This is a genomic window from Xanthomonas phaseoli pv. dieffenbachiae (assembly GCF_008639345.1).
Classification (GTDB): domain Bacteria; phylum Pseudomonadota; class Gammaproteobacteria; order Xanthomonadales; family Xanthomonadaceae; genus Xanthomonas; species Xanthomonas phaseoli.
The window spans coordinates 1,780,313-1,804,037 of record NZ_CP041380.1 but is presented as its reverse complement, the minus strand read 5'-3'; the positions used below and the strand labels follow the sequence as shown (position 1 = coordinate 1,804,037).

Below are 23,725 nucleotides of genomic sequence, written 5' to 3'. Positions count from 1 at the left end.
TTGCCAGCCGATAACGCGTCATCGTGCGCCGTGCTGTGCCAGTTCCCTCGTCCCGGCATGTCCCGGTTCGAGAGGTGCGCTGCCCAGTGTCACCGTGCGGTCTGCCACCGCGGCCAGGCTGGTGCGATGCGACACCACCACCAGCGCGCTTTGCGGCAGGCGTGCGCGCAGGGTGCTCAGCACCTGATGTTCGGCATCGGCATCCAGGGCGCTGGTTGCTTCATCCAGGACGGCCAGCGTCGGCCGACGCAGCAACACCTGCGCCAGCAGCAGGCGTTGCAACTCGCCGCCGGACAGGCGCCCGCCCTGCGCATGAATCGGCGTGTCCAGACCGTGCGCATCGCGCTGCAGCCGTGCACACAGGCCGACATCCGCAAGCGTCTCCCACATGCGTGCATCAGAGGCACCGGGCAGCGCCCACTGCAGGCACTCGCGCACTGTGTGCTGCCAAGGCCGCACGCCCTGGCCGATGTAGGCGCTGTGCCGCACCAGATGCCGATACGCGGAGAACGTCAGCCGACGTCCGCCCATGTGCGCCACGAACTGCGCCGGCGGCGTCTGGCCGGAGAGCACATCCATCAGACTGCTCTTGCCCACGCCGGAAGCACCGACCACCAGGGTCATCCGGCCTGGAACCAGCAATATCGATTCGATCGCGCGTTGGGGCAGCGGCAACGCCAGCCCGATGTGTTCGATATGCAGCGCAGCCGGCAGTGGTTCGGCCATTGTTTCCGGAACATGTACCCGCGCAGCGCCCAGGTCGACATAGCGGCGCCACAGCTGCAGCGCCGGCCACGCCGAACGCAACTGCTGAAGACTCTGCCGCGTGGTGACCAGGTACGGCAACAAACGGCCGAGCAACAGACTGACGGTGATCAGCGCAGCACGATCGCCCCCCTGCCATCGATTGGCCAGCACCAAAATGCCGGCGATGACGATCACCACGGTGAGTTCAAGCAGCAGGCGGCTACCGGCGACCAGTGCTTGCTGTTGCGCATACCCGTGCCCCAGTCGCTCGGAAATGCGCTCGTAATGGCGGGTTTCGAGGTCTTCGCGCTGAAACGAGCGCACGTGGCGCAGGCGACGCGGAAAATCTTCGCTCAGCCAGAACAGCTGGGTCATGTCCGCCACGTACGCGCGGCTAATGCGTGCCTGTGCGCGACTGCTGGAGAAGCGCAGACCCAACCAGGCCAGCACCGCCAGCAATGGGGCGGCGATCAACAGCGCAGGTGCGATCAGCACCGCGATGCACACGCTCACCAGTGCAGTGATGGCCGCGACCAGCAGCTGCAGCACGGCGCTGAAGCCTTGCGTGGCGATCTCGATGTTGTACGTGAGCACGTTGGCGATTTCTGCCGAGCTTGCCCCGGACAAGGCCGGCAATGGTGCATCGATCAATGCCGCATGCACACGTGCGCGCAGACCGATGGCATAGCGGCTGGTCAGCTGCGCGGCCAGCCGTGCGCTGTGCCAGCGCAACACGGCAAACAGCAGGCTCACCGCAATGAACACGCACGCCTGCATCGCAAGCCCGCCTGGCAAGGCCAGGCGATAGCCCGCCAGTTGCACGCTGTGGCCTGGCTGCACCAGCGGCAGTAGACACACCGCCACCACGCTTCCGGCCAACGCGGCAGCCAGCGACAAGGCGACGTAAAGTGCAATTGTCGGCATGTCTGCCGGCACCAGAGTGCTCGCGAACTGGTGCAATGCCGCGCGCATGCGCCGGCCGTCGGTCATCGCCGGCTGCTCATTCGTGCGCAACCTGCAGGCGCTGGTGCGCGATGAGGATCTGCCGGCCGATGGCGTTCCAGCACGCTTGCAGATAACCACTCATTGCAACAGCTGCAGCAGCGCATCCACCGATGCCTGCGGATGCGTGCCGCGGTGCAAGGTGAACATGCCGATGCGCTGCACCTGTTCGACAAAGCGCTGCCAGCCGGGCTGACCGGCGGCGTAGGGTTGATCGTGGGCCAGGCAGGCGGCGACGTGCTCGCCAGGTACCGCGACCAGGCGCTGTGTCGATGCGATGGCCGGCATCCTGGACACCATCACGACCGCATGCAACTGCATGGGCTTGGGCGCGAGATGCGCGTGGCGATGGCGGAGATCGACCTCGAATTTTTCTACGCCGCTGCGGCGCCGGATCACCGGCGATGCGCTGATCCACGCACGCGTGGGCGCATCGACCAGGCCCAGCGCTTCGGCACGCAGGTGCAGGAAATTGGCCACACCGGTGGTGAGCAGGCTATCGGGCGCCACAAAGACACCGTCTTCGGCGACAACGTCCAGGCCATGCAACAGGCTGTGCAAGACCAAGGTCGATTTGCCCGCACCGCTGGCGCCAAGCAGCAACGCGCTGCGTCCGCGGTGCCCCACACAAGCACCATGCAGCGGCACCAGCCCAATGCCGCGCGCAGCCAGCAGGAACACGGCGAATTCGATCAATTCGTAACGCACGTGATACGCGTGGGCAAGCATGTCCTCGGACACCATCAGCATCGCGCGGCGCTGTGGCACCGAGAGCATCAGGTAATTGCAGGCATCCATGACACCGCACAGCAGGCCACCGCTGGCGTGCGTGCGCACAGGAGGCGGCTCGGCATCGGTGCGGCCCGGCGCACGTGGCAGCAGGTCCAGCGTGACATGAAATTCCGGAGCGCCCGGCAACCGATGCGCAGGCAAACCCGCGTAGGCGGCATCGACAAGCCCCAACAATGCTTGGCTATCGCTCTGGAAATGGAACAGCGCCCCGAGAATCTGCCGGCGCACGCCCAACCGCCGCGGACGACGTTCGCCGAACGGATCTGCCGCTACGGCTGCCTGTGTGGCGATGGCAGCGGAGCCATCGCTCAACGACGTGTGTTGCGCCCGTGCAGCCGACTGCGGCATGCCTTCATCCGATGCATTGAATCAGCCGATGGGTGCCGCGTTTCAGCAGAAAGGTTGCCTCGCCCAAGCCATGCCCGCATGCAACGCGACGCAACCAAAGCCCCATGCATGCGCACCTACTGCCGAGCCGAATGCCGGTGCCTGCGCACGCCGCTGCTGCGCCCGCCTGGCGAGAGAACGAGAGCCTTGTGCAGATGGTAAAGATCCAGGTCAGTCATTCGTATTTCCTGCGTTACGACCCCAAGCAATGGGAGCGCGGCAAGCCGTATCCGCCATTGGCGACGCTGCAGATCGCAGCGCTGCTGCGCGAACGTGGGCATGCAGTGAGCCTGTTCGATGCCATGCTGGCCGACGATGTAGAGGACTACACCGCTGCGCTGCACGCTGCGCGGCCGGAGCTGGTGGTGTTCTACGAAGACAACTTCAACTTCCTCACCAAGATGTGCCTGAGCCGGATGCGCGAGGCTGCCTGCCGCATGATCGCGCAGGCCCGTGCCGCCGGCTGCCGCGTGCTGGTGGCCGGCTCGGATGCGTCCGACAACCCGGACGCGTTCCTGGCCGCAGGCGCGCATGCGGTGTTGATCGGCGAAGGCATCGCCCCGTTGATCTCGTTGCTCGAACGCATCGAAGCGACGCCGGATATCGACACCGAGCATTGGCTGGCAGGGGTTGCGCAAATTGCCACCAGCCAGCCGGCGGCAACGCGCGTGCACCCCGGCGCGCAACCACCGGACGCACGCCTGAGCGGCCTGCCGGCATGGGACCTGGTCGACATGCCGCGCTACCGGCACTTCTGGCAACAACGGCATGGCCATTTCAGCTTGAACATGGCCGCCTCGCGCGGTTGCCCATTCCGTTGCAACTGGTGCGCCAAGCCGATCTGGGGCAATCACTACAAGCGGCGTGGCGCCGAAGAGGTGGCCGCCGAAATGATTCACCTCAAACGCAGCTTTCGCCCCGACCATATCTGGATGGCCGACGACATCTTCGGCTTCCATATCGATTGGGTGGAGACCTTTGCGCAGCACTTGTGCGATGCCGATGGCGCGGTTCCCTTCACCATCCAGACCCGCGCCGACCTTACCAGCGAACGCATGGCCGCAGCCTTGGCGCGCGCCGGTTGCGTGGAGGCCTGGATCGGCGCGGAAAGCGGCAGCCAGCGCATTCTCGACAAGATGACCAAGGGCACCCAGGTCGGCGAGGTCATTGCCGCGCGCGAGCGCCTGGGAACGCACGGCATCCGCGTGGGCTTCTTCATCCAGCTGGGCTATCTGGGCGAGGAGCTCGACGACATCCTGGCCACGCGCGCACTGGTGACGCAGGCCAATCCGGACATCATCGGAGTCAGCGTGTCGTATCCCCTGCCCGGCACCAAGTTCTACGAGGAAGTGAAGAATCAGCTGGGCAGCAAGACGCATTGGCAGGATAGCGACGACCTGGCGATGATGTTCCGTGGCGCGTACGACTCCGAGTTCTATCGCAGCGTCCGCGATCTGCTGCACACACAGGTCGATCTGCAACAGGCGCGTGCTGCGATGACGGCGGACGCGTTCACGCAGGCGTCGGAGCAACTGGAAGCACGCTGGTCTGCCTTGATCGCCGGTGAAAGCCGGCACCGCAGCGAGCCGATGCCCCCCGGTGCTGCGCGTCAGCCACGGCAACTGAGCACCGTCCTGGTGGGCTAGCGCTCGATCGTTCCCACACGCTTCCTTCGACACTTTGTCTGACCGGACCACGCGCATGCCCCCTTCCCTTCGCACCATCAAGCACCGCCTGCACACGGCGACCGAACGGCTGGCTGTGGAGCTCGCCCAGCCGGGCGATGCAGTGCCGCAATGGGACCGGCTGCAGTGGCAGCTGGCGGCAGCGGCGGCGGCCGCGCACGGCATTTCGCCACTGTTGCAGCGCCGCTCGTTGTGGCAGAACGCCGAATGGAATGCCTTCCTGGGCGAACAGCGCAGCCATGTCGAGGACCGCCATCGGCGTATTGCGCTGCTGCTGACGCGTATCGATGCCGCTGCCCGCAACGAGGGCATTGCGCTGGTGGGTCTGAAGGGCGCCGCCTTGCATCGATTGGGGGTGTATCTGCCTGGCGACCGCCCAATGGCCGATCTCGATTTGCTGGTGGAACCCGACGACGCGCCTGCAGCGGCGGCGTTGTTGTGCGCACTCGGCTATGTCGCTTCCTTCCAGCAGTGGAAGCACCAGGTCTTCAAGCCGCAGCACGGCGAGGCAGTGGCCGGACTGGGCGAACACCGAGATGCGCCGATCAATATCGAGCTGCACACGCGCATCCAGGAGCGCTTGCCGGTGCGGACTGTGGAAATCACTGCAAGAATCCAGCCGGAGCGGCCGCAACCGGGCTTGAACCCCTATCCATCGATCGGCGCATTGATGTGTCATCTGCTGCTGCATGCGGCCGGCGGCATCTGCCACCGCACCATTCGCCTGATGCATCTGCATGACCTTGCCTTGCTGGCAACGCGCATGGGCCCGCGCGATTGGGAGCACTTGTGGGAAGACAGCGCCATGCCGCCATGGTGGGCGTTGCCGCCACTGTTGTTGCTGCAGCGTTATTACCGCGCCGTGGTGCCGGCCGCGGTGATGGCGCGCCTGCATGCCGACTGTCCTGCGCTGCTGCGCATGCTAGCAGCCCGGCAAACGCTCACTGCCGCATCGTGCTCGAATCTTTGGTTATCGGCGCTGCCTGGTATCGAATGGTCGCGTTCGTTGGCCGAAGCCCGGCAGTATCTGCACAGCCGTGTGGTGCCTTCGGCAGAAAGCCGCAGGGAGCGCGCCGACATGCTGCAGACCCAACTATGGCTGCAGGATCAGCCGTGGGTGCGCCACACCCAGGCGCGGCGCCTGGTGACGCGCCTGACCAGACCGGTACCGCGCACGGACATGTTGTACGTGGTGCGTGCGGCACTGGATGGCTATCTGCAACCGGCGTGAGCCTGCACCAAGGACTGTTGTCACCAGCACGCTCCTCACTCGAAGCACGGGCGCACGGGATCACCGACGATAGCGCCCTGCCTTGCCGCGCACATCAGCGCAGGTGAGGCAGCGGCCGCTGCTCGCACAGCTGGCGATACACCTGCTCGAACAGGCGTGTGGTCAATGCAGCATCTTCGCGCACGGCGCGGCACTGCGCCGCCCAGGCTAGGCGCAAGCGCAGTTCGTCGTCGCCGAGGACCTGGCGGATGGCCTCTGCCATTCCGGCCCAGTCGCCCGGCGGCACCGCCAATGCGCAGGCAGGAGCCCATTCGACCAGATGCCCCACCGCAGTTCCTACCGTAGGAATCCCCGCAACGGCAGCCTCCAGCAGCACCAGCGGCCCGGCTTCGTGCAGCGAGGACAGCACCAGCAGATCGGCCGACAGCATGATCGGACGCAACGCGCGCTGGGTCTTGAAGCCGAGGAAACGCACCTGTTGCTGCAGGCCGAGCTGCTGCACCAGGCGCTGCATGGCACCGTCCAAGGTGTCGACGCCCACCATGTCCAGGGTGAAGGCAACGCCGGCGCGCTTGAGCGCGGCCATTGCCTGCAACAAGGTGGCCTGATCCTTGACCGGATTGAGGCTTGCCACATGCAGCAGGCGCGCGGTCGGCCAGGTGCGGGCGCGCGGCGCTGCCGGTGGCCAGGCGCGCAGATCCACGCCCAGCGGCACGCGTTGCGCAGCGATGCCCAGTGCCTGCAGCGAATCGATGATGGGCGCGCTGGCCGCCGTTACCTGGTCGGCAAGCCGCAGGATCACCGCCTCGCGCAGACGCCCGCGCCATTTGCGGCGGCCGCCATAACCGATGCGATGCAGGGCAACCAGCTCGCCGCCGGCGATATGCACCATGCTCGGACGGCGCAACAGCTTGGCGGCGGTCACCGCGATCAAGCTGCAGTAGCCGGAGAAAATCGTCTGAATCACGGCGAACGGTGCGCGCCGGTGCTCATCGCAGATGGCGGCAATCGCGCGCAGCCGCGTGCGGCGCGCGCCGATGTTATGCACCGTGGCACCGCGCAGGTGCCAGGTGCCCGGTTGCGGCTCTTGATGCAGCACGAACACGTGTACGTCATGGCTGCGTGCCAGCCACTCGATCAAGGTCAGGAACACCGGGATCACGCGGACTTCCCCGCTCCGATCCACGCCACCTGGCACCACCAATGCCAGCTTCATGCGGTGCACTCCGGCTGGGTCGTGCGTAATTGCGCATAAGCCTGCGCCCAGCGCCGGCCCACCGCGGCAAACGACAGGCGCGCGTCGAAATGGGCGCGTACCAGTGCACGCGAGGGGCGTTGCCGACTGACGCGCAGCAACAGTTCCGACAATGCCGATGCATCGCCGACCGGCCACAACTCGCCCACTGCGCCGTCATCGCTGAGCGCACGAAACGATGGAATGGCCGTCAGCAGCGGCAGGCAGCCGCAGGCGTAGGCTTCCAGTGCGGCATAACCGCAACTTTCTGCATGGCTGGCAGACACGAATACATCCGCCGCACGCAGCAGTTCCTGAACGCGTGCGTGCTCGACCTTGCCGAGCAAGTGGACGCATCCGGCAAGCCGTGGGTCGGCGCGCAGGCGCTGCTGCACCTGCGCCAGCAGTGGCGCCTGGTCGAACACGCACCATAACCGCAGACCGGGCAACAGACGCGCCGCCATGGCCACCGCGTCGAGTACGCAGAGCGGATCCTTGGCTGGACTGAAATGGCCGATCCACACCACACATGGGTCGCCGTGCACGCGCGTTTGCTCGCGTGCCTGCAATCGGTCGCCAGCGGTAAAGCGGCTGCTGGATTCGGGGATGGCAAACAGCTGCGTGCTGCGGCCAAACAGGCGCGCACGCACGAACGGCTGCGCCAGCTCCAGCGAAGTAAACGCGATGCCAGCTGCGGCCGCGTAGCGTGCGCGCCACACGCGCCTGGCCCACCAGCGTGGTGGCCGGTTGGCATGATCCTGCAGCAGGATCGGCAACTGCGGCAGCAGGCGCGCCAGGCGCCGCGCGTCGCCGGCAAATTCCAGACCATGCACATGCAGCACATCGGCAGCGATCTCGTGCAGCAAGGCGGCAAGCGTACGCGCGCGGACTGCGCTGCCACGCTGGTGCAGATCGGCGAAGCGATAGTCCACGCCCGCGCGGCGCAGCCGGATGTCCAAGGCAGAGGCCTGGATCACCGACACCTGCACGCCAGCACTGGCGACAGCTTCGGCGATATCTGCCAACGATGGCCATTGGGCGAATACCTGCTCCGCGCTCAGGCCATCGGGCGTGGGAACCAGGTTCAGGTGTGCGACGTGCAGGCTCATTGGGCCGGCAGTGTATGAACGCAGATCGACGCAACGTCGCTGCCGTGTACCGCTGCGGCCGCAGCGTGCCCCTGACGGGTCGTACCCAACGCACAGGACGCCACTGCGGTGTTCAAGATCTTGCTCACGCGACCCGTCTCAGCCTTAGCACCAGCGCAACCGGCACCTGCAACGCCATCTGGTCGAAACGCGCACCGGCCGGGATGTCCGCGGGGTCCAGCATCGGCTCGGAGACGGCTTCGATCGCGAACCCGAGCGCGGTGCATGCCCAATGCCAGTGGCTGTAGAGATGCTGGGTATGGCGGACCGCATAGCGTTGCCCATCGGCCTTGAAGTCGCGCCGCCAGCCCAGCGCGTGGCCGATCGGATGGACGTCGCTGCACAACACGATGCCGCCGACACGGGTGACGCGATGCAGTTCTTCCAGCGCCGGCCACAACTGTTGCAGGTGACCCACCACCAGACCGCACACGCTCAGGTCGGCCACCGTATCGGCCAGCGGCAGATGATCCAGGCTGCCTTGTTGCAAAGCGATGCGTGCGGCCGGCCAGTCCTGTGCGAGCTCGGCACCGGCACGGTGCAGCATCTGCGGCGACAGATCGACCCCGGTCACTCGCCGGGCGCCACGGCGCAACGCATGCAGCATGTAGCGGCCGCTGCCGCAGCCGGCGTCCAGCACGTGCTGGCCCTGCAGGCTGGCCGGCATCAATGCGAGCATGGCGCGCTCTTCGGCCAGCATCACCGGGTTGTGCGCGTGCGGTGGATACGCCTGCGCCCACAGCGCGTACGCGGCAGCTGGCTCGAGCACCGGCACTGCGCTCATGCAAGCGCCCCGTTGGCAGCCAGCGCGTGAGTCACCTGCGCGGCGGCCTGCGCCGGCTGTTCCTGCGTTACAAGCTGAAGACCGGGTTCGAGCGCCAGCACCGCCGGATCGGCCAGCGCGGCATCAAGCAATTTTGGCCGTCCATCCAGCAACACCGGCACCGTCTGGATGCCGGTCGCGTCGAACCACGCTGCAAAATCCGGATCGGCGATGCGCGGCTTGCCATCGCGAATCACCGCACGCAAGTCGCTGCGCGTGCAACCAATGATGCTGCTGGCAGGCTCGCCGCCGCGGTCGCGCGCAATCAACACATCCACAGTGGCTCCAGGCGCAAGGCGCCCACGTGTCGGCATGCGCAGGATACGCGCGGCGTCACCGGTGGCCATGCCAAGCAGTTGGTCCGGTGCCAGCCCGCTCGCGCTGGCGATCCGCAGTTCTTCCAGCAGGTCGCGCGCGCCGCTGACGCGCGAATCGTTGCCCAGCGCCAACCGGCCGGCCATGCACAAGCGCCACGGATCGAGCGTGCGGCCGAGCAGCGCCTGGTTGCTGGAAGGACACCACACCACGGCTGCGCCACGCGCGATCACCCGCTCGATATCTTGTTCACCCATGCCCACGCCGTGGATCACCACCGTGTTGGCGGCCAGGCAGCCGAGCCGGTCGAGTTCGTCGAGCTCGGCACGCGCCACCGCATCGGTGCCTTCGGCCAGATGGATCATCCAGGGGTGCGCTGGCAGGGTCGCGGCAAAGCTGTGTTGTACGGGCGGGCCATAGCCTGTCCAGCCCAATGCGTAGCTCCAGCCGAAGTCGCGCAACAGGCTCACCGGGAAGTTGCCTTCATCCAGCGCGGCGTGCCATGGATCGTGCTGGGCCACGCAGGTGACGCCGGCCAACAGGTTCTTCAGACCACCATGGCGCAGCCGTACCGCCTTGGGCACACGCAGTGCGGCGGCCACGTCCGGATGCTGAAAATGCGCTTGAAATGCCTCGATCCACGCATAGCTGTTGCGGAACGGTGCGGCCTGCGGCAGCGGCGGTACGCAGTTGACCTGCAGATGTTCGTGCGCATTGATCAGGCCTGGCGCCAACACATGCCCTTGCAGATCCATGCGCACGGTACCGGTGCCGAGCGTGCCGCCGAAGCGCCCCGCACGGATGGTCACTGCGGCACGCGAGAGACCCGCCTCGGTGATCGCGCGTGCGCCGTGCAGGCAGACATCGGCCATGGCCATCGACCGCTCCCCTCAGCGCTTGCGCATCACGATCAGGAAGTGATCGCCCATGTCGCGCAGCAATGGCAGCCCGCCCCAGCGGTCGTCGCAGCGTCCCAGGCGCTCGGACAGGCGTGGATTGCGTTCGCAAAACTCCACCAGATACGGCGGCGGCAGGAACAGGCTCAAGGCGCGGTAGCTGTCCAGCACGAAATGCGTTTCGAATGCGCGGTAGAACTCGCGCGGCAGGTGGTACCAGGTCCAGATGGTGTGGCCGTTCATGCCCACCGCAATTGCCCCTTTGGCGGCACGCACCGCCGCGCGCCTGAAGCGCCCGCGCAAGGCGTAATGGCCGATTTCCCACGGGCAGATCCGTCCGATCACCGAAAACACCAGGCAGCCGTCCGGGCGCAGCAGGCGCGCGCATTGCGCGGCGACGGCCGGCAGATCCGGCGCGCAATTGAGCGGGCCGAAGTTGGAGTACATGCCATCGAAGCTGCCTTCCAGCCGATCGAGTTGCTGGATGCCGACATGTGCGGCGGTGAGGCGTTCTTGCAGCCCGTGCGTGGCAGCGCGCTGGCGGGTGCGCTCGACCATTGCCGGCGACCAGTCGGTGGCCAGCACGGAATATCCGCGGCGTGCGAATTCGCCAGCATCCAGGCCAGTACCGCAGCCCAGATCGACCAGCCGCGACCCCACCGGCAACTCGCTCGCGACCGTGTCCCACAGCGTGGTGCGCATGCGCTGGATCAGCGCGTTGTTGCCGCGGGGACCATCGTAGTCTGGAGCAACGCTGTCGAACGCACGTTGCGTTTCCAGCAGTTGCTCCGGCGCGACCGTGCCGCCCCGCGCCGCATGCTCACTGAGTGACGACATGCACAGCCTCCCAGACCCGTCCTGATGTTTTCACCACGCTCTCCGGTCGCAACGCCCAACGCGGCATCGTTTTGATAGACCCGTGAGTGCGCGATGGTGCCGGTTTGGTTGCAGCGCGGTGGATGGTGGCCGAGCTGGCTCAGGCAATCACACCCGACATGCCGGCATTGGCTACCGCGACACATGCGATGCACGGCTTCACCTTCGCTCTCATATCGCCCGGGGCCTGCTGCTTGCGCAGACCCATTCGCCACGGTTGCGCCAAGGTCCCACTGCAGCGTCACGCACCAGTCGGTGCACGAGTCCGCGCACGACGACGCACCGCATTGCGCAGCAGCGCGACCAGCACGCTCAGTCCCGCCCCGGCAAGCAGGCCCGCTGCCCAAACCGTGCTCGCGTTCGGAAATGCCTGGCGGTCGGGCACATACAGCGGCCACGCCAGCGAGGTCTGGTAGGTGTAACGCGTGGTGAGCCGGGCAACAAGGTCGTCGCGCTCGCTCTTCAAGGCGCGAATCGTGGTGTTGCTGTCGGTCAGCAACACGCCCGCCAGTACCTGCGTGGGTGTGGCCGAAGCCGCTCCCTGCCCGGCCTGCAACTGCCGCTGCAGCTGCTCGCGATTGCTGGTGGCCGCGCGTAGATCCTCGCTCAAGCCTTGCAGGCGCGCGCGCGCAAGCTCCAGCGCAGCTGCGTTGGTGTCGCCGTGCAGCATCCGCAGCTGGGTGACGGTGGCCATGGCCAGCGTGCGTGCCTGCTGCGCCGACTCGGCGCGGATGGTCACACCGATCAGATTGGCGTACGGGTCGGGGTCCGGCTTCAGGCTGCCGCGATACAGCTGCGCGGCGCGGCCATCGAGCGGCACCTGCGCCTGACGCAGCACCGCATCCTGAAACAGCCGCGTTTTCATGCGATCGATCACGCGCTGAAACGGTTCGACCTTGGGGTCGCGGCCAGCAGGGGTCGGGCCGATTTCGCCCACCTGGATCCACGCGGTGGCCTCCCATTGCGGTTTGGCCAAGCGGGTAAAGGCGAACGTCAGGCCCAGCACCACGAGCAGCGCTGCCGCTGCCCAACGCCATTCCCGGCGCAGGATGCGCCACAGGTCGATCAGGTAGATTTCGTCGTGTTGATGCATGGGCGCGGCTCTGCAACGGGGCGATGGATGGCGTGCTGCACGCTTACGCGGCAGACGGGTGTGGGGACAGGCGGCTGGGCAACAGCACCGTGCAGGCATGCAGCACCAGGCACAGCGCGATGAAGCCGAAGTTGGTCCAGGTGAACGCCTGTGGCGCAAAGGGCGACATCAGGCAGGCATAGGCGATGCGCAGGAAGATCAGCACGTGAAAGATCGACAGCGAGCCATGGAGCCGGCGCACGCTCCAGACCAGCCCGGCGTACAAGGCCAATAGCGCAAGCAAGGCACCGGCAGCGCCCCACGCCATCAGGAACGGGAAGAACTCGGTGCCGACATTGATATTGGGCGCATCCAGCGGAATGCTGGTGCCGGCAGTGGCGATCGAACCACTGAACGGCACCAGTTGATTGACCAGGAAGCTGGCGTTGACGTAGCCCTTGGCCAACATCGCACCGAAGTTATAAGGCCCTGCGCTGATGTAGAGCAGCAACCATTGCAGGCCCTGCGGCATGGCACGGTAGAACGCACTGAACGGCAACGCCACGGTGGCCAGGGAACCGGAGCGCAACGCGCCGAGCATCGAAAACACGCCACCACCGGCCAGCACCAGCAGGCCGATGGTCTTCCACGGCAGCCGACGCGCCGGGTCGCGCCGCAACAGCATCACCAGCACGAAGGAGAACAGGCCAGCGAAGATGCGGTTGCGATCGATCACCACGATGGGAAATACAAACCCCAACGTCACCATCGCCGCACGCAAGCCACGATGGCGCACGCACAGCAGGGCGATCGGTGGCAGGATCCAGCACATATTGGAGATGTGCCGCACATGCGCACGCGCAGGGCTCAAGGTGGCGTACGACGCTGGATCGCTGAACAACGGAATGGGAAACAGCAGCACGTCGGCGATACAGAACACCGTCACCGCCGCGGCCAGCCCCATCGCCAGGAATGCATCGCGGGTACCGGCGTACCGGTAGTGGCGAAAGCGCTCGACCGACGGCAGCTGTGTGCGCAGCAGCGCGTCGAGCGCGAAGGTGGCCGCTGCCGCAAGCGCCAGCAGCACGATGCCTGCCAGGTAGCCGTCGGGTAGCGCATAGGTCAGCCACGTCAACGCGCAGCTGAGCAACATGGGCAATGCCAGATAGGTCGCCGGGCGGCGCAACAGTGCGATCATGCAAGCTCCACCGCACGCACGGCACGTTTCGGACGCCATCTGGCAGACAGCGACAACCATGCATAGACCACTAGATGCGCGGCTACACGGTGCGGCCGGCGCCGCAGGAATTCCACCTTGGCTGCGATGTAGCGCGCCTGCGCATACAGCAGTGTGCGATAGGGCGCATCGAACAATGGTGCGCAACGCAACGCCACTTGCCGCGACTCGCTCAGGTTGGCGATGCGTGCCGGCACGTTTGCGGTCTTGCTGAGGTTGCCGCCATGCAGGCGGTAGGCGCATACCGGCAGATCGATGAAGCCCAGTGCATCGCCTGCAACCAGGCGCAGGAAGAAATCCCAGTCTTCGATTCGTAGCGACTCGTCCCAGCCGCTGCGCGCGTCGAACGCACTGCGCCGTAGCAGCGCCACCGCGCCGCTGACAGCCCACTGCCGTATCACCGCATGCCGGATGCCGGATTCGGAGCAGTACAGGCTCTTGTCGACCCGATGCAGATCGCGCATGGCGCTGCCATGCAGCAATTGGCCATGCGCATCGACCACGCGGGCATCGCCGATCACCGCAAGCTTTTGCGGATGTCCGCGCAGATAGCGTACCTGCGCGTCCAGCCCGCCGGGCAACAAGTAATCGTCGCTTGCACCAAGCCGCAGATACTCTCCCCGCGCGCGCAATGCCAGTTCGTTGAGGGTGGCGGCAACTCCCCGATTCTCGCGTTGCACGAAGTGCACCGGTAGCCGATGCCCATGCTCGCTGATCCACTGGCTGATCTTTTCGCCAGTGGCATCGCTGGAGCCATCGTCGATGATCACGATCTCCTTGCATGGGTACGGGTCTTCCAGGACGCTGTCCAGGCAACGTTGCACGAAACGCGCATGGTTGAACGCCGGAATCAGCACCGACACCAACGGCCAGCGTGCACGTGCCGATACCGGCGCCTGATCGTTCATGCCGCCCGCTCCAGATAGCGTCGCACCACCACGATGTTGAACAACAGATACAGCACGTAGTTGGCGGCGAAGGCGTACATCGCACCGATCAGCCCGAACCACGCGGTGAACACGTACACCAGCGCCAGATAGCTCGCTGCGAACACGCATTCGGAGATCACGAACAGCCGCGTCATCGCCTTGGCCAGCATCACGTACGACAGCACGAACGCCGCAACCTTGATGACATCGCCCAGCAGCTGCGGGCCGTACAAGGGCGCTGCAGCGGCAAATTGCATATCGAACAGTAGCCAGGTCACCCAATCGCGGCCTACATACACGCCCAGCGCCACCACGATCACCGCCGGCATGACGTAGCGATACGCGCTGCGCAGCTCGCTGCCCAGACCCGCGCCGTCTTGCAGCGATGCCAGCTTGGGCAGGTAGTACACGTTGATGGCGGTGGTGAAGAACAGCAGATAGGCATCGGAGACCCGGCTGACCGCCTGCCAGTAGCCCACCTGCTCCCAACCGAACCGCGCCGCGAGATGATGGCGCACCACGATGGTCACCAGCTGCGGCACCAGTGTCGAGGTGAGCGTCATCAGCGAAAATGCCGCCAGCCGATGGGTCATCTGCGCGTCAAAGCGCATCCGCCACATTGCAGGTTGAAAATAGGGGCTACGCCGCAGCGCAGGGACCGCCGCCAGCAGCCACAGCACCTGCCCCAGGACCAGCGCCAACAGCGCCCCGTGCAATTGCGCCCGGCTGGAGAGCCACGCCACCAAGGCAACGCTCAGCATGGCGCCTGTCGTCTGCACGAAGGCGAGCCGCCGTACATCCATGAAGCCGTTGATCAGCGCCAGCAGGTAATTGAGCAGTGCGATTCCCAGCTGCGCGATTGCCAATACGCAGATCAGCGGGCGGTAGCTCGCATCGCCCAGCAGGCGCTCGGCAATCGCTCCACTGAAGACCACCGCCAGCAGTGCGATCACGCAGGCCGCGCAGAATGCGTATAAGAGCGCCGCACTCAGCAAGCGCGCCAACGCGGGCGCATCGTCGCGGTACTGCGCTACATACTTGACGATGCCGGCACTGATGCCGCCACCGGCCAATACCGCCAGCACCGACATCAGGTTGAGGAACTGGCCAAGCCGGCCCACGCCCTGCGGACCGGCGTCGACGGCGACCAGCTTGACCACCACCAATGCCGCCAGCAGCTTGGCCAGCGTCGCAACGCCGGTGTAGGCGCTGCTGCGCACGAGATTCATGTGTTGCTGCCGAACGATTGACAGGCCGCGATCACCTGCGCAACTGCTGCATCGTCCAACGCCGGCCCCATCGGCAGGCTCAGTACTTCCCGGTGCAGCTGTTCGCTCAGCGGCAGGCAGGCCTCGCCCAGCGAGGCATATGCAGGCTGCCGGTGCGGCGGCACCGGGTAATGGATCTGCGTGTGGATGCCCTGCCGCAACAGATGTGCCTGCAAGGCATCGCGCTGCGGGCTGCGTACCACGAACAGATGCCAGACGTGCTGCTGCTCGGCCACCGGCGCGGGCAGCATGACCAGCGGGTTGCAGATACCGTGCAGATACCGCTGCGCCACTGCGCGCCGCAGCGCGATCTCGTCCTCCAGATAGCCCAGCTTGACGCGCAGGAACGCAGCCTGCATTTCATCCAGACGCGAATTCACCCCCTGGCAGAGATGGTGATACTTCACTTCCGAGCCGTAGTTGCGCAGCGCGCGAATGCACTCGGCCAGACGTGCATCCGAGGTCGTGACTGCGCCGCCATCGCCCAGTGCACCCAGGTTCTTGGTCGGGAAGAAACTGAAGGCCGCCGCATCGCCGAACGCACCGGCGCGCCGCCCGTGTGCGCGTGCACCATGCGCTTGAGCGGCATCCTCGATCAGCAGCAGGCCGTAGCGATGGGCCAGGGTCTGCAGGGCCTGCATCTCAGCCAACTGCCCATACAGGTGCACTGCCATGATCGCGCGCGTGCGGGGCCCGATCGCCTTCTCCACCCTTGCCGGGTCGATGTTGAACGTGACCGGGTCCGGCTCGACCGGCACCAGCACAAGATGGTTCTGGCTGATCGCCAGGAATGTCGCGATGAAGGTGTTGGCGGGCACGATGATTTCGTCGCCTTCGCGCAAGACCCCCAGCTCACGGTAGCCCCGCAGGATCAACGCCAACGCATCCAGCCCATTGCCCACGCCGATTGCCTGCGTGGTGCCGCAATAACTGGCGAATTCGTCCTCGAACGCGGCCAGCTCTTGGCCGAGCACATACCAGCCGGCATCGATGACACGCGCCGCTGCGGTCTTGAGCGCATCGGCATAGCGTGCATTGACTGCACGCAAATCCAGGAAAGGCACATCCATTACATCAACCATCGATAGACATCCTGCACCACGGCACGCGCGCCGAAGCGTTCCTTTTGTTCCACCAAACCTTCGTTGAGCACCTGCCCGCCCTGTTCGGTGGAGATACCGAAACTGAAATAGGCGCGCTGCGCGTAGACATCGGTGATGAGGTCGGCCAGCAGCAAGCTCAACGCATCCAGCCGGCGGCCCTGTTCGGAGACCGCCAGGTATTGGGTATGCACACAGCGACCGAAGTCGAAGACCAACGCGGCTGCGACCAATTGCCCATCAGCGCGCGCTTCATGCAACACGATCTGCTGCGCGAACCGGCGTTGCAGCAGTTGAAGCTCATCCAGCCGATGCGTCGGTGCCACGCCATGCCGCTGCAGGACCTGGGTCAGCAGCGCATGGAATTCGACGAGCTGGGTCCCGCGCTGGACCTGCACCCCAGCCTTGCGCGCCTTGGCAATGGAACGCTGCCGCTCGGCACTGAATGCAGGCCGCTCGCGTAGCGCAATCACCGACGACAAATCGCGCCGGCACAGCTGCGCGCCCAGCCGATGCAGCGCGTACAGCTGTTCTTCGGCCGGGTAGGCATGAAAGATATGCGGCACCGGCTTGTAGATGACCTCGCGCACGCCTAGCGCGCGGTAGTGCGCGGCAATCTGCTCGAACACCTGCAAGGTGGCGCCGGCACGCAGCGCCATCGACGACAGCAGCCCGGCATAGGTGAGCCCGGCGTGGCTGCTGACGCAACTGCCCTGCACATTGGCCGGGAGCACCGCCACCACCGCGCCCCCACGTTCAACCAACACGGACGCATCCACGAAGCGCTCGGCGTGATAGTCCATATAGTCACGCCGATGCAGCAGATTGCCATTGCGCGATGACGCCACCAGGGCGTCCCACGCCGGCGCATCGCCCGGCACGTAAGACCTAACCGAAAACATCGCAGTCCTGCAACGCAACCGGCAACGCCGCCTCTGCCAGGCCGAAGCCCGCCTGCCCCATCGCGTTGCCGTTATAGAACATCAACACGCGCTCGCCGCGCCGAATCAAGGCGGGGTAGCACAGCGTCTGCGCATCCCAGCCTTCATTGGACAATGCAAGCCCCAATCGACGGTCGTCGCGCTCCCAGTGCACCCCGTCGCCACTGAAGGCGATGCCGGGAAAGTAGCCGCCCTTCAGGTCGCCACGGGTGAAATACATCACGTAGCGCTCGCCGAACCGATACACGCGCGGACGCCCGATGCGGTATTCGTCGCCGCGTGGGCGCAGGCACACAACATCGTCGGTGGGAATGCAACGCAGGTCGTCGGTCTGTGCGTAGCGGATGTGGTAACGCGGATAGGGGTGGCCGCCAATCGTTTCCCAGTCATCGCCCACCGCGTACCACAACCGCCAGCGGCCATCGTCGTAGCGTGCCGAATGCACCGCGGCAATCGTGCTGCGCCCAGGGGCGCGATCGAGCAGCGGCGTTTCCTGCCGGCGCTGGAAGCTCTCGCCACCATCGCAGGACACCGCCAGCCCGGTAAAGGCGAGGAACTTGGCCTTGGCCACGCGCTGGAACCCGACATAGAACAGGTACAGCCCATCCGGCCCGGCGACCACATCGCCCAGGATCATGCCGTTGTCGTCGAAACACCCATCACGGCCAATGTCGAGCACAGGCTGCTTGCTGACGCCGACGATCTGCGTTGGCGCATCGGCGCGCACATCCACGTAGCCGATCCGGCTCACGCCCTGCGCATCGCGAAAGCCGGCGTACACACGCAGCACCTGAGCAGACAAGCGATGCGGTGTTGGCGTCAGTGCGGCATGGTGCATCCAGCCGCCCACCCCATGGCGGGCGACATCGAACACAAGCCCGCGTTTTTTCCAGGCAAACACCGCTCAGAGCTCCACATCGAAGCTGGATCTGCCCGCCACCGCGCGTGCCGGCGAGCCCACGTACACGCGCTCGGCTTCGGTATGTCGCGTCACCAGCGCGCCGGCACCGATGACGTTGTCTGCGGCAATGCGCACCTTGTCGCTGAGCGTGGCGTTGACCCCGATAAAGCTGCCCTGCCCGATCTCGCAATAGCCGGAAATCACCGCATGCGAGGCAATGAAGACATGATCCTGCACCACCGTGCGGTGGCCGATATGGTTACCGCTCCACAATACGCAGTTGTCGCCGATGCGGGTGAACGGCTGCACGACATTGCCCTCGAAGATGAAGCAGTTGGCGCCGATCTGCGCGTTTTGCCAGACGAATGCGCGCGAGCTCACATACGTCGCGCAGCGATAGCCGCGCCGCAGCACATCCTGGAAGAAACGGGTGCGCAGGCGATTGAGTTGCGTTGCAGGAATCGCCACGAACACCGCGTAGTCTTGCGGCGGGTAGCGTTGCTCCAGTTCTTCGTACGCCACCACCGGCAACCCGGCCACTGAGGGCTGCAGCAGAAAAGCGCGCTCCACGCTGAAGGCCGCCACCGTGTAGTGGCTGTCGTGCTGGAAGTACTCGCAGGCGATCTGCGCGAACTCGCCCGCGCCGACAATCACCAGTTGCTTCGGTGCGCTCATGCTTCCAGCCTGCGGGCTTGCAGCACGGTGCCATTGCGCACTTCGCTCACGAACTGGTCGTAATCCAGAATGTAGTCGCCAGGATCGTAAAGCTGGTCGGCCAGCACCATCAGCACGCAGTCGGCACTGAAGCGGTACAGGTCGCGCCACACCATGCGGCCGAGCAGCAGGCCTTGCGATGGGTCGTCCAGCACCACTTCGCTGGGGCCATTGCCGTGGCCTTCGTCGAGCAGGATCGTCACCGAGCCGTGCAAGGCCACGGCGAATTGATTGAGCTGGCGATGCGCGTGCTGGCCGCGGTGCACGTCGTGGCGCGTGCCGAACAGGTAATACACGCGGCGGATCTCGAACGGAACATTGCGCTGCTGCTCCAATGAAATGAGCAGCCCGCGATCGTCACCGTGGGTATGCAACTGGATGCGTTCGATAGCCATGATTAGAGAGGCGTAACCGCTGACTGCACGTAGTGCGACATGCCTGAGTGCGTCGGGTGACGCGAAAGGTTGCGCGCGGCCGCGGCCCTGCGAAGCGCTGTGCGCGCAAGCGCAGCCGACCCTGGCGCAGCGCTTCGGTGTGCGGCACGTGCGAACCAATCGCCATCACGACGCAACCTTTTTCCGACATCGCCGCACCCATCGGTGCACGTTCACCTGGCCGCCGTTCGGCCGGCGTGGGGAGCCAGGCCTGGCCGCGCGGTGCGCAGCCGGAAACCAACCACCACCACCGGAAGACAGATCAGATGCGTTCCTCCCCCCCGGCGCCCGCCAGCGCTCCCGTCAACGGTACAGACACCGTGCCCCTGGCAGAACAGGCGCCCGCAGCTGCGCGCGTGCTGCCCTTGCCCAAAGCGATGCGCGTGCTGCACTGGCTCACCGTGCTGTGCCTGGCCATGGCCGCCACGCTGATCCTGCTGCGCGCCGAGCTGGATGGCCGCGCACTGCGTCAGTGGCTGCTGGAAGGCCATCGCCACTTTGGCTTGCTGGTGCTGGTGCTGTTTGCATTACGCATCGGGTTGCGCCTGCGTTTGCGCAGATTGCCGCCCGGCCCGCCCGCGTCGCTGCCGATGCGCCTGGCCGCTGGCGCCACGCATCTGGCGATGTACGGCCTGATGCTCGCATTGCCCTTGCTGGGCTGGTCGCTGAGCAGCGCCTACGGCAAGCAAGTGTCTTTCTTCGGCGCTCCCTTGCCCGCGTTGGTCGCGCCGGATGGCGACCTCGGCGACACCCTGGGCACCTGGCACTTGAATGCGGCCTGGGCGCTGCTGGCGCTGGTGCTGCTGCATATCGGCGCCGCGCTCTGGCATCACCTGGTCCTGCGCGACGGCCTGCTGCGTCGCGTCTTGCCGGGCAAGCACGCATGAACCGCCATGCCCGGCCGCCTGCGATCCGTCTCTTCGCCCATTCCCGCACTGCTGCATCCCGCACCGTCGAACAAGGACTTTCCATGCCCGCTTTCCAGCCCGCCCCGCGTTGCACCGCGACGCGTACCGCCCGCCTGACGTCCTTGTTGTGCGTGTCCGGCCCCTTGTTGCTACTGGCCAGTACGCAGGCGCAGGCGATTCCCTCGTTCGCGCGCCAGACCGGCTCGTCCTGCGCCGATTGCCATGTCGGTTCGTATGGCCCCTCGCTCACGCCCTACGGCATGCGCTTCAAGCTCGGCGGTTTTACCGATACCGATGGCGAAGGCACCAAGATCCCGGTGTCCGGCCAGCTCACCTGGTCGCGCAACAACCCCAGCCGCGGCGACAGCACCTCGCGCCTGCGCGAGGCCGATCTGTATCTGGGCGGCCGCCTCAACGACAACATCGGTGGCTATTCGAAGATCCGCTCCAACAACAGCGGCAATGCGACCTTCGACACGCGCCTGGACGACGTCGATCTGCGCTTTGTCAGCAAGCCGTTCCAGATGGCGGGCAAGGACACCATGATCGGCGTCAGCGTCAACAACAACCCGGGCATTTCCGACCCGGTGCACGTATTGCCGAATGCCTCCACGCTCACCCCCGCCTCCAATGGCGGCGCCTCCACCATGCTCAGCTCCTCGGCGTTGTCCAACCGCGTCATCGGCGCCAGCGTCTACGGCCTGTACGACCGCAATTGGTACGGCGAAGTGGGCAGCTACAGCGCGCTGTCGCCGTCTGCGCAGGACCGCCTCGGCTGGCCGGTCAATGGCGACCCGGGCAAGCTCAGCGGCACCAGTTACGCGCGTCTTGCCTACATGAAGGACATGAAGCGCCAGTTCTTCTCGGTGGGCCTGACCGCGCTCAATACGCGCCGCCAGCCCTTGCGAACCGGGCCCAGCGACGACCTCACCGATTTCGGCTACGACCTGACCTACCAGTTCCTCGGCACCCGCGAGCACGTGCTGTCGCTGGCCTACGTCAACATCTACGAGCGTCGCAAATACGGCAGCCCGCTGATGTCGACCGACCCGACCATGCCGGCGCTGGACCGGGGCAGCGTGCGCGATCAGACCCTCAGCATGAACTACGCCTTCAAGCAGAGCTACGGCGTGCTGGCCGCGCACATGATCAACAGCGGCTCGTTCGATGCGGCGCGCTATTCGCCAGTGGGTATCCCGGACACCACCAGCAATTTGATCCTGCTGTACTGGACCCCATTCGGCAAGGACGGCACCTACACCTCGATGGCCAACCTGCGCGTGTCCGCCGGCTGGTTCCGTTTCGACAAGTTCAACGGCAGTACCTCCAACGTCTTCCGTGGCCCGCCGATCACCAATCCGCGCGATCTCGACAGCTTCACCTTGTCGGTCAACCTGGCCTTCTGATCCCTCCCGCACCTGTACGGATCCACATGAACCCACCCCGCAAACTCTCCGCGTTGTGCGCCCCGTTGGCCGGCCTGATGCTGGCGGGCGCACTGACCGTGCCCTCGGCATACGCCGCCGACGGCGCCGGCGTCTTCCTCACCGAATGCGGTGAGTGCCACAGCGTCAAACCGGGCAAGAACAAGAAAGGCCCATCGCTGTTCGGCGTGGCAGGACGCCCAGCCGGGACCGTCGCCGACTTTGCCGGCTATTCCGACGTGCTCAAGAACAGCAAGTGGACCTGGACCCCGGCCCAGCTCAAGACCTATCTGTCGCAGTCCTCGTCCAAGGCGCTGCCGGGCACCAAGATGAAGTACGACGGCCTGGACGACCCGAAGGAGCTCGACGCACTGATCGCCTACCTCAACACCTTGAAGTAGGCGCGGCCAACGCGGCATGGCGCGTCGCCGCCCGAGGGGGCGGACGGATGGCGCGCCACCTGCTCCCTGCTTGCATGCCCACGGTGTCGGTCGCCTGCCCTGCGGGCACCACCCTGCATCGCTTGCTCCGCCGGTCGCGTGGCTGCGTCGGTCGCCAACGCGTCCGGCCGTGGCAGCCTGCCAGCCGGCCGCATGCACCGCCAGGCGTCGCAGGCGGTCGCTGCCCGGCAGGCCAGGATGGAGTCGCGTTGCCCGCTGCGGTGCCTTCGCGTATACGGACGCAATCGCCGCCGGAGCGGTGGTCTCGTCCGCCGACCTGGGGCACCATCGCGTCCCTGTTTGACACCCGCCCACGCCATTGCCCACCGTTCCAGCTTCCAAGCCGCTCCCCTCCCGACCGCGACGCGACTGCGCCCGCGCGGGTTTCTGCGTGGGCGCACTGTTGGACAGTGCCGCACGCCACCCATGGTGCGAAGCGCGACCGGCCGCGTCCGCCCAGCAACCATGCCGACCGCGGGTGCGTCGCCAACCACGCCGGCACCGCACGCTGGTGCAGTGGCTGTTGCTCACCCTGGCAGCCGGCGCCTGCGGTGGCGCCCTGGCCAAGGACTTCGGCGGTGCAGTGGCGCTGACCTCCAGCCTGATCGACCGAGGCATCTCGATCGCACCCAACAAGGTCACCGTGCAGGCCGCCGGCTACTGGCTGCCCGCCCCCGGCTGGTCGGTGTCCACCTCGGTGGCGCTGCAGTCCCCGGCCTGGAGCGATCCGGTCGCGGTCACCGCCCAGGTCGGGCGCGCCTGGATGCTGGACGACCGCTGGCAGATGCAGGCCAGCCTGCTCTACTACGGCTACCCGACCGACCGCGCCACCCGCACCTTCGACCGCCAGGAAGCCAGCCTGGCCTGGTCCTACCGCGACCTGCTGACGTTTTCGCTGTCCACCTTCAATTTCCCGCGGGCCGACCGGTCGCCGTGGAACGTGGCGTTGGACGTCACTGCCAACGTCCCGCTGCGCAACGACGTCAGCCTGTCGCTCGGTGCCGGCTCGTCGCGTTTTCCGGCCATGGCCTACGGTGCAGCGCGCTCGGGCCGCTATCAGTACGGTCAAGTGGGCCTGAAGTGGAACCGCGACGGATGGACGCTGAAAGCCGAGCGCATCCTGACCAGCGGCAACACCCCGCGCATGCAGGGCGGCCCCGGCGACATGCCGTGGCTGGGCACGGTCGCCAGAACCTTCTGATCCACACGCAACCTTTTGCC

22 protein-coding genes are annotated in these 23,725 nt (G+C 66.0%); 6 read left to right on the top strand and 16 right to left on the bottom strand.

All coding sequences use genetic code 11. The features are described 5' to 3' along the window. Positions 1–18: 18 nt before the first annotated feature. Positions 19–1,737, bottom strand: a complete 1,719-nt coding sequence (locus FLG15_RS08345; protein WP_057678247.1) for an ATP-binding cassette domain-containing protein — start codon at positions 1,735–1,737, stop codon at positions 19–21. Between the two features lie 93 nt (positions 1,738–1,830). Further along, positions 1,831–2,889 carry a phosphoenolpyruvate carboxykinase (ATP) gene (locus FLG15_RS08340; protein ID WP_150145828.1) on the bottom strand — a complete coding sequence of 353 codons (1,059 nt, stop codon included), beginning with the start codon at positions 2,887–2,889 and terminating at the stop codon, positions 1,831–1,833. A gap of 131 nt (positions 2,890–3,020) precedes the next feature. Here FLG15_RS08340 and FLG15_RS08335 point away from each other — a divergent pair, with 131 nt between their 5' ends. Further along, on the top strand, positions 3,021–4,574 hold the full coding sequence (locus FLG15_RS08335) for a B12-binding domain-containing radical SAM protein (protein WP_057678598.1): 1,554 nt from the start codon (positions 3,021–3,023) through the stop codon (positions 4,572–4,574). A gap of 55 nt (positions 4,575–4,629) precedes the next feature. Next, positions 4,630–5,844 carry a nucleotidyltransferase family protein gene (locus FLG15_RS08330; protein ID WP_057678597.1) on the top strand — a complete coding sequence of 405 codons (1,215 nt, stop codon included), beginning with the start codon at positions 4,630–4,632 and terminating at the stop codon, positions 5,842–5,844. Between the two features lie 94 nt (positions 5,845–5,938). On the opposite strand, the gene FLG15_RS08325 is transcribed toward FLG15_RS08330, so the two are convergent. The 14 genes from FLG15_RS08325 to FLG15_RS08260 form a co-directional block, all read right to left on the bottom strand. Continuing rightward, on the bottom strand, positions 5,939–7,060 hold the full coding sequence (locus tag FLG15_RS08325) for a glycosyltransferase family 4 protein (RefSeq protein ID WP_150145826.1): 1,122 nt from the start codon (positions 7,058–7,060) through the stop codon (positions 5,939–5,941). Continuing rightward, the gene (locus FLG15_RS08320) at positions 7,057–8,187 is read right to left on the bottom strand and encodes a glycosyltransferase family 4 protein (protein WP_150145824.1); all 1,131 of its coding nucleotides are present in this window, start codon (positions 8,185–8,187) and stop codon (positions 7,057–7,059) included. The genes FLG15_RS08325 and FLG15_RS08320 overlap by 4 nt, the downstream gene beginning before the upstream one ends. Positions 8,188–8,311: 124 nt before the next feature. Next, a complete protein-coding gene (locus FLG15_RS08315) occupies positions 8,312–9,010 on the bottom strand; it encodes a class I SAM-dependent methyltransferase (RefSeq protein WP_057678594.1) in 699 nt (232 codons plus the stop codon). After that, on the bottom strand, positions 9,007–10,242 hold the full coding sequence (locus tag FLG15_RS08310) for an amidohydrolase family protein (protein WP_150145823.1): 1,236 nt from the start codon (positions 10,240–10,242) through the stop codon (positions 9,007–9,009). Before FLG15_RS08310 ends, FLG15_RS08315 begins: the two co-directional genes overlap by 4 nt. A 12-nt stretch (positions 10,243–10,254) precedes the next feature. Continuing rightward, positions 10,255–11,097: a class I SAM-dependent methyltransferase gene (locus tag FLG15_RS08305; protein WP_057678592.1), complete on the bottom strand. Its 843-nt coding sequence runs from the start codon at positions 11,095–11,097 to the stop codon at positions 10,255–10,257. A 280-nt stretch (positions 11,098–11,377) separates the two neighbouring features. Beyond that, positions 11,378–12,229: a Wzz/FepE/Etk N-terminal domain-containing protein gene (locus FLG15_RS08300; protein ID WP_057678591.1), complete on the bottom strand. Its 852-nt coding sequence runs from the start codon at positions 12,227–12,229 to the stop codon at positions 11,378–11,380. 43 nt (positions 12,230–12,272) lie between these two features. Continuing rightward, positions 12,273–13,406 carry a hypothetical protein gene (locus FLG15_RS08295; RefSeq protein ID WP_057678590.1) on the bottom strand — a complete coding sequence of 378 codons (1,134 nt, stop codon included), beginning with the start codon at positions 13,404–13,406 and terminating at the stop codon, positions 12,273–12,275. Beyond that, entirely contained in the window at positions 13,403–14,353 is a 951-nt protein-coding gene (locus FLG15_RS08290) for a glycosyltransferase (protein WP_057678589.1), read from the bottom strand. Before FLG15_RS08290 ends, FLG15_RS08295 begins: the two co-directional genes overlap by 4 nt. Beyond that, positions 14,350–15,603 carry an O-antigen translocase gene (locus FLG15_RS08285; protein ID WP_057678588.1) on the bottom strand — a complete coding sequence of 418 codons (1,254 nt, stop codon included), beginning with the start codon at positions 15,601–15,603 and terminating at the stop codon, positions 14,350–14,352. Before FLG15_RS08285 ends, FLG15_RS08290 begins: the two co-directional genes overlap by 4 nt. Beyond that, entirely contained in the window at positions 15,600–16,724 is a 1,125-nt protein-coding gene (locus FLG15_RS08280) for a DegT/DnrJ/EryC1/StrS family aminotransferase (protein ID WP_081022790.1), read from the bottom strand. The genes FLG15_RS08285 and FLG15_RS08280 overlap by 4 nt, the downstream gene beginning before the upstream one ends. Continuing rightward, the gene (locus FLG15_RS08275; protein ID WP_081022791.1) at positions 16,712–17,623 is read right to left on the bottom strand and encodes a GNAT family N-acetyltransferase; all 912 of its coding nucleotides are present in this window, start codon (positions 17,621–17,623) and stop codon (positions 16,712–16,714) included. The genes FLG15_RS08280 and FLG15_RS08275 overlap by 13 nt, the downstream gene beginning before the upstream one ends. A gap of 7 nt (positions 17,624–17,630) precedes the next feature. Beyond that, positions 17,631–18,584: a glycoside hydrolase family protein gene (locus tag FLG15_RS08270; protein ID WP_057678585.1), complete on the bottom strand. Its 954-nt coding sequence runs from the start codon at positions 18,582–18,584 to the stop codon at positions 17,631–17,633. A gap of 3 nt (positions 18,585–18,587) precedes the next feature. Then, on the bottom strand, positions 18,588–19,259 hold the full coding sequence (locus FLG15_RS08265; protein ID WP_057678584.1) for an acetyltransferase: 672 nt from the start codon (positions 19,257–19,259) through the stop codon (positions 18,588–18,590). After that, positions 19,256–19,693, bottom strand: coding sequence for a sugar 3,4-ketoisomerase (locus tag FLG15_RS08260; RefSeq protein ID WP_057678583.1), 438 nt, complete (start codon positions 19,691–19,693; stop codon positions 19,256–19,258). Before FLG15_RS08260 ends, FLG15_RS08265 begins: the two co-directional genes overlap by 4 nt. Positions 19,694–19,998: 305 nt before the next feature. On the opposite strand from FLG15_RS08260, the gene FLG15_RS08255 reads away from it, so the two are divergent. From FLG15_RS08255 to FLG15_RS08240, 4 genes are all read left to right on the top strand, one after another. After that, positions 19,999–20,619, top strand: coding sequence for a cytochrome b (locus FLG15_RS08255; RefSeq protein ID WP_244664067.1), 621 nt, complete (start codon positions 19,999–20,001; stop codon positions 20,617–20,619). Positions 20,620–20,702: 83 nt separating this feature from the next. Next, complete coding sequence (locus FLG15_RS08250; protein ID WP_017155064.1) at positions 20,703–22,046, top strand: hypothetical protein; 1,344 nt, start codon at positions 20,703–20,705, stop codon at positions 22,044–22,046. A 26-nt stretch (positions 22,047–22,072) separates the two neighbouring features. Continuing rightward, positions 22,073–22,465, top strand: coding sequence for a c-type cytochrome (locus FLG15_RS08245; RefSeq protein ID WP_057678581.1), 393 nt, complete (start codon positions 22,073–22,075; stop codon positions 22,463–22,465). Positions 22,466–22,982: 517 nt separating this feature from the next. Further along, on the top strand, positions 22,983–23,705 hold the full coding sequence (locus tag FLG15_RS08240; RefSeq protein ID WP_057678580.1) for a TorF family putative porin: 723 nt from the start codon (positions 22,983–22,985) through the stop codon (positions 23,703–23,705). The last annotated feature ends 20 nt before the right edge of the window (positions 23,706–23,725 follow it).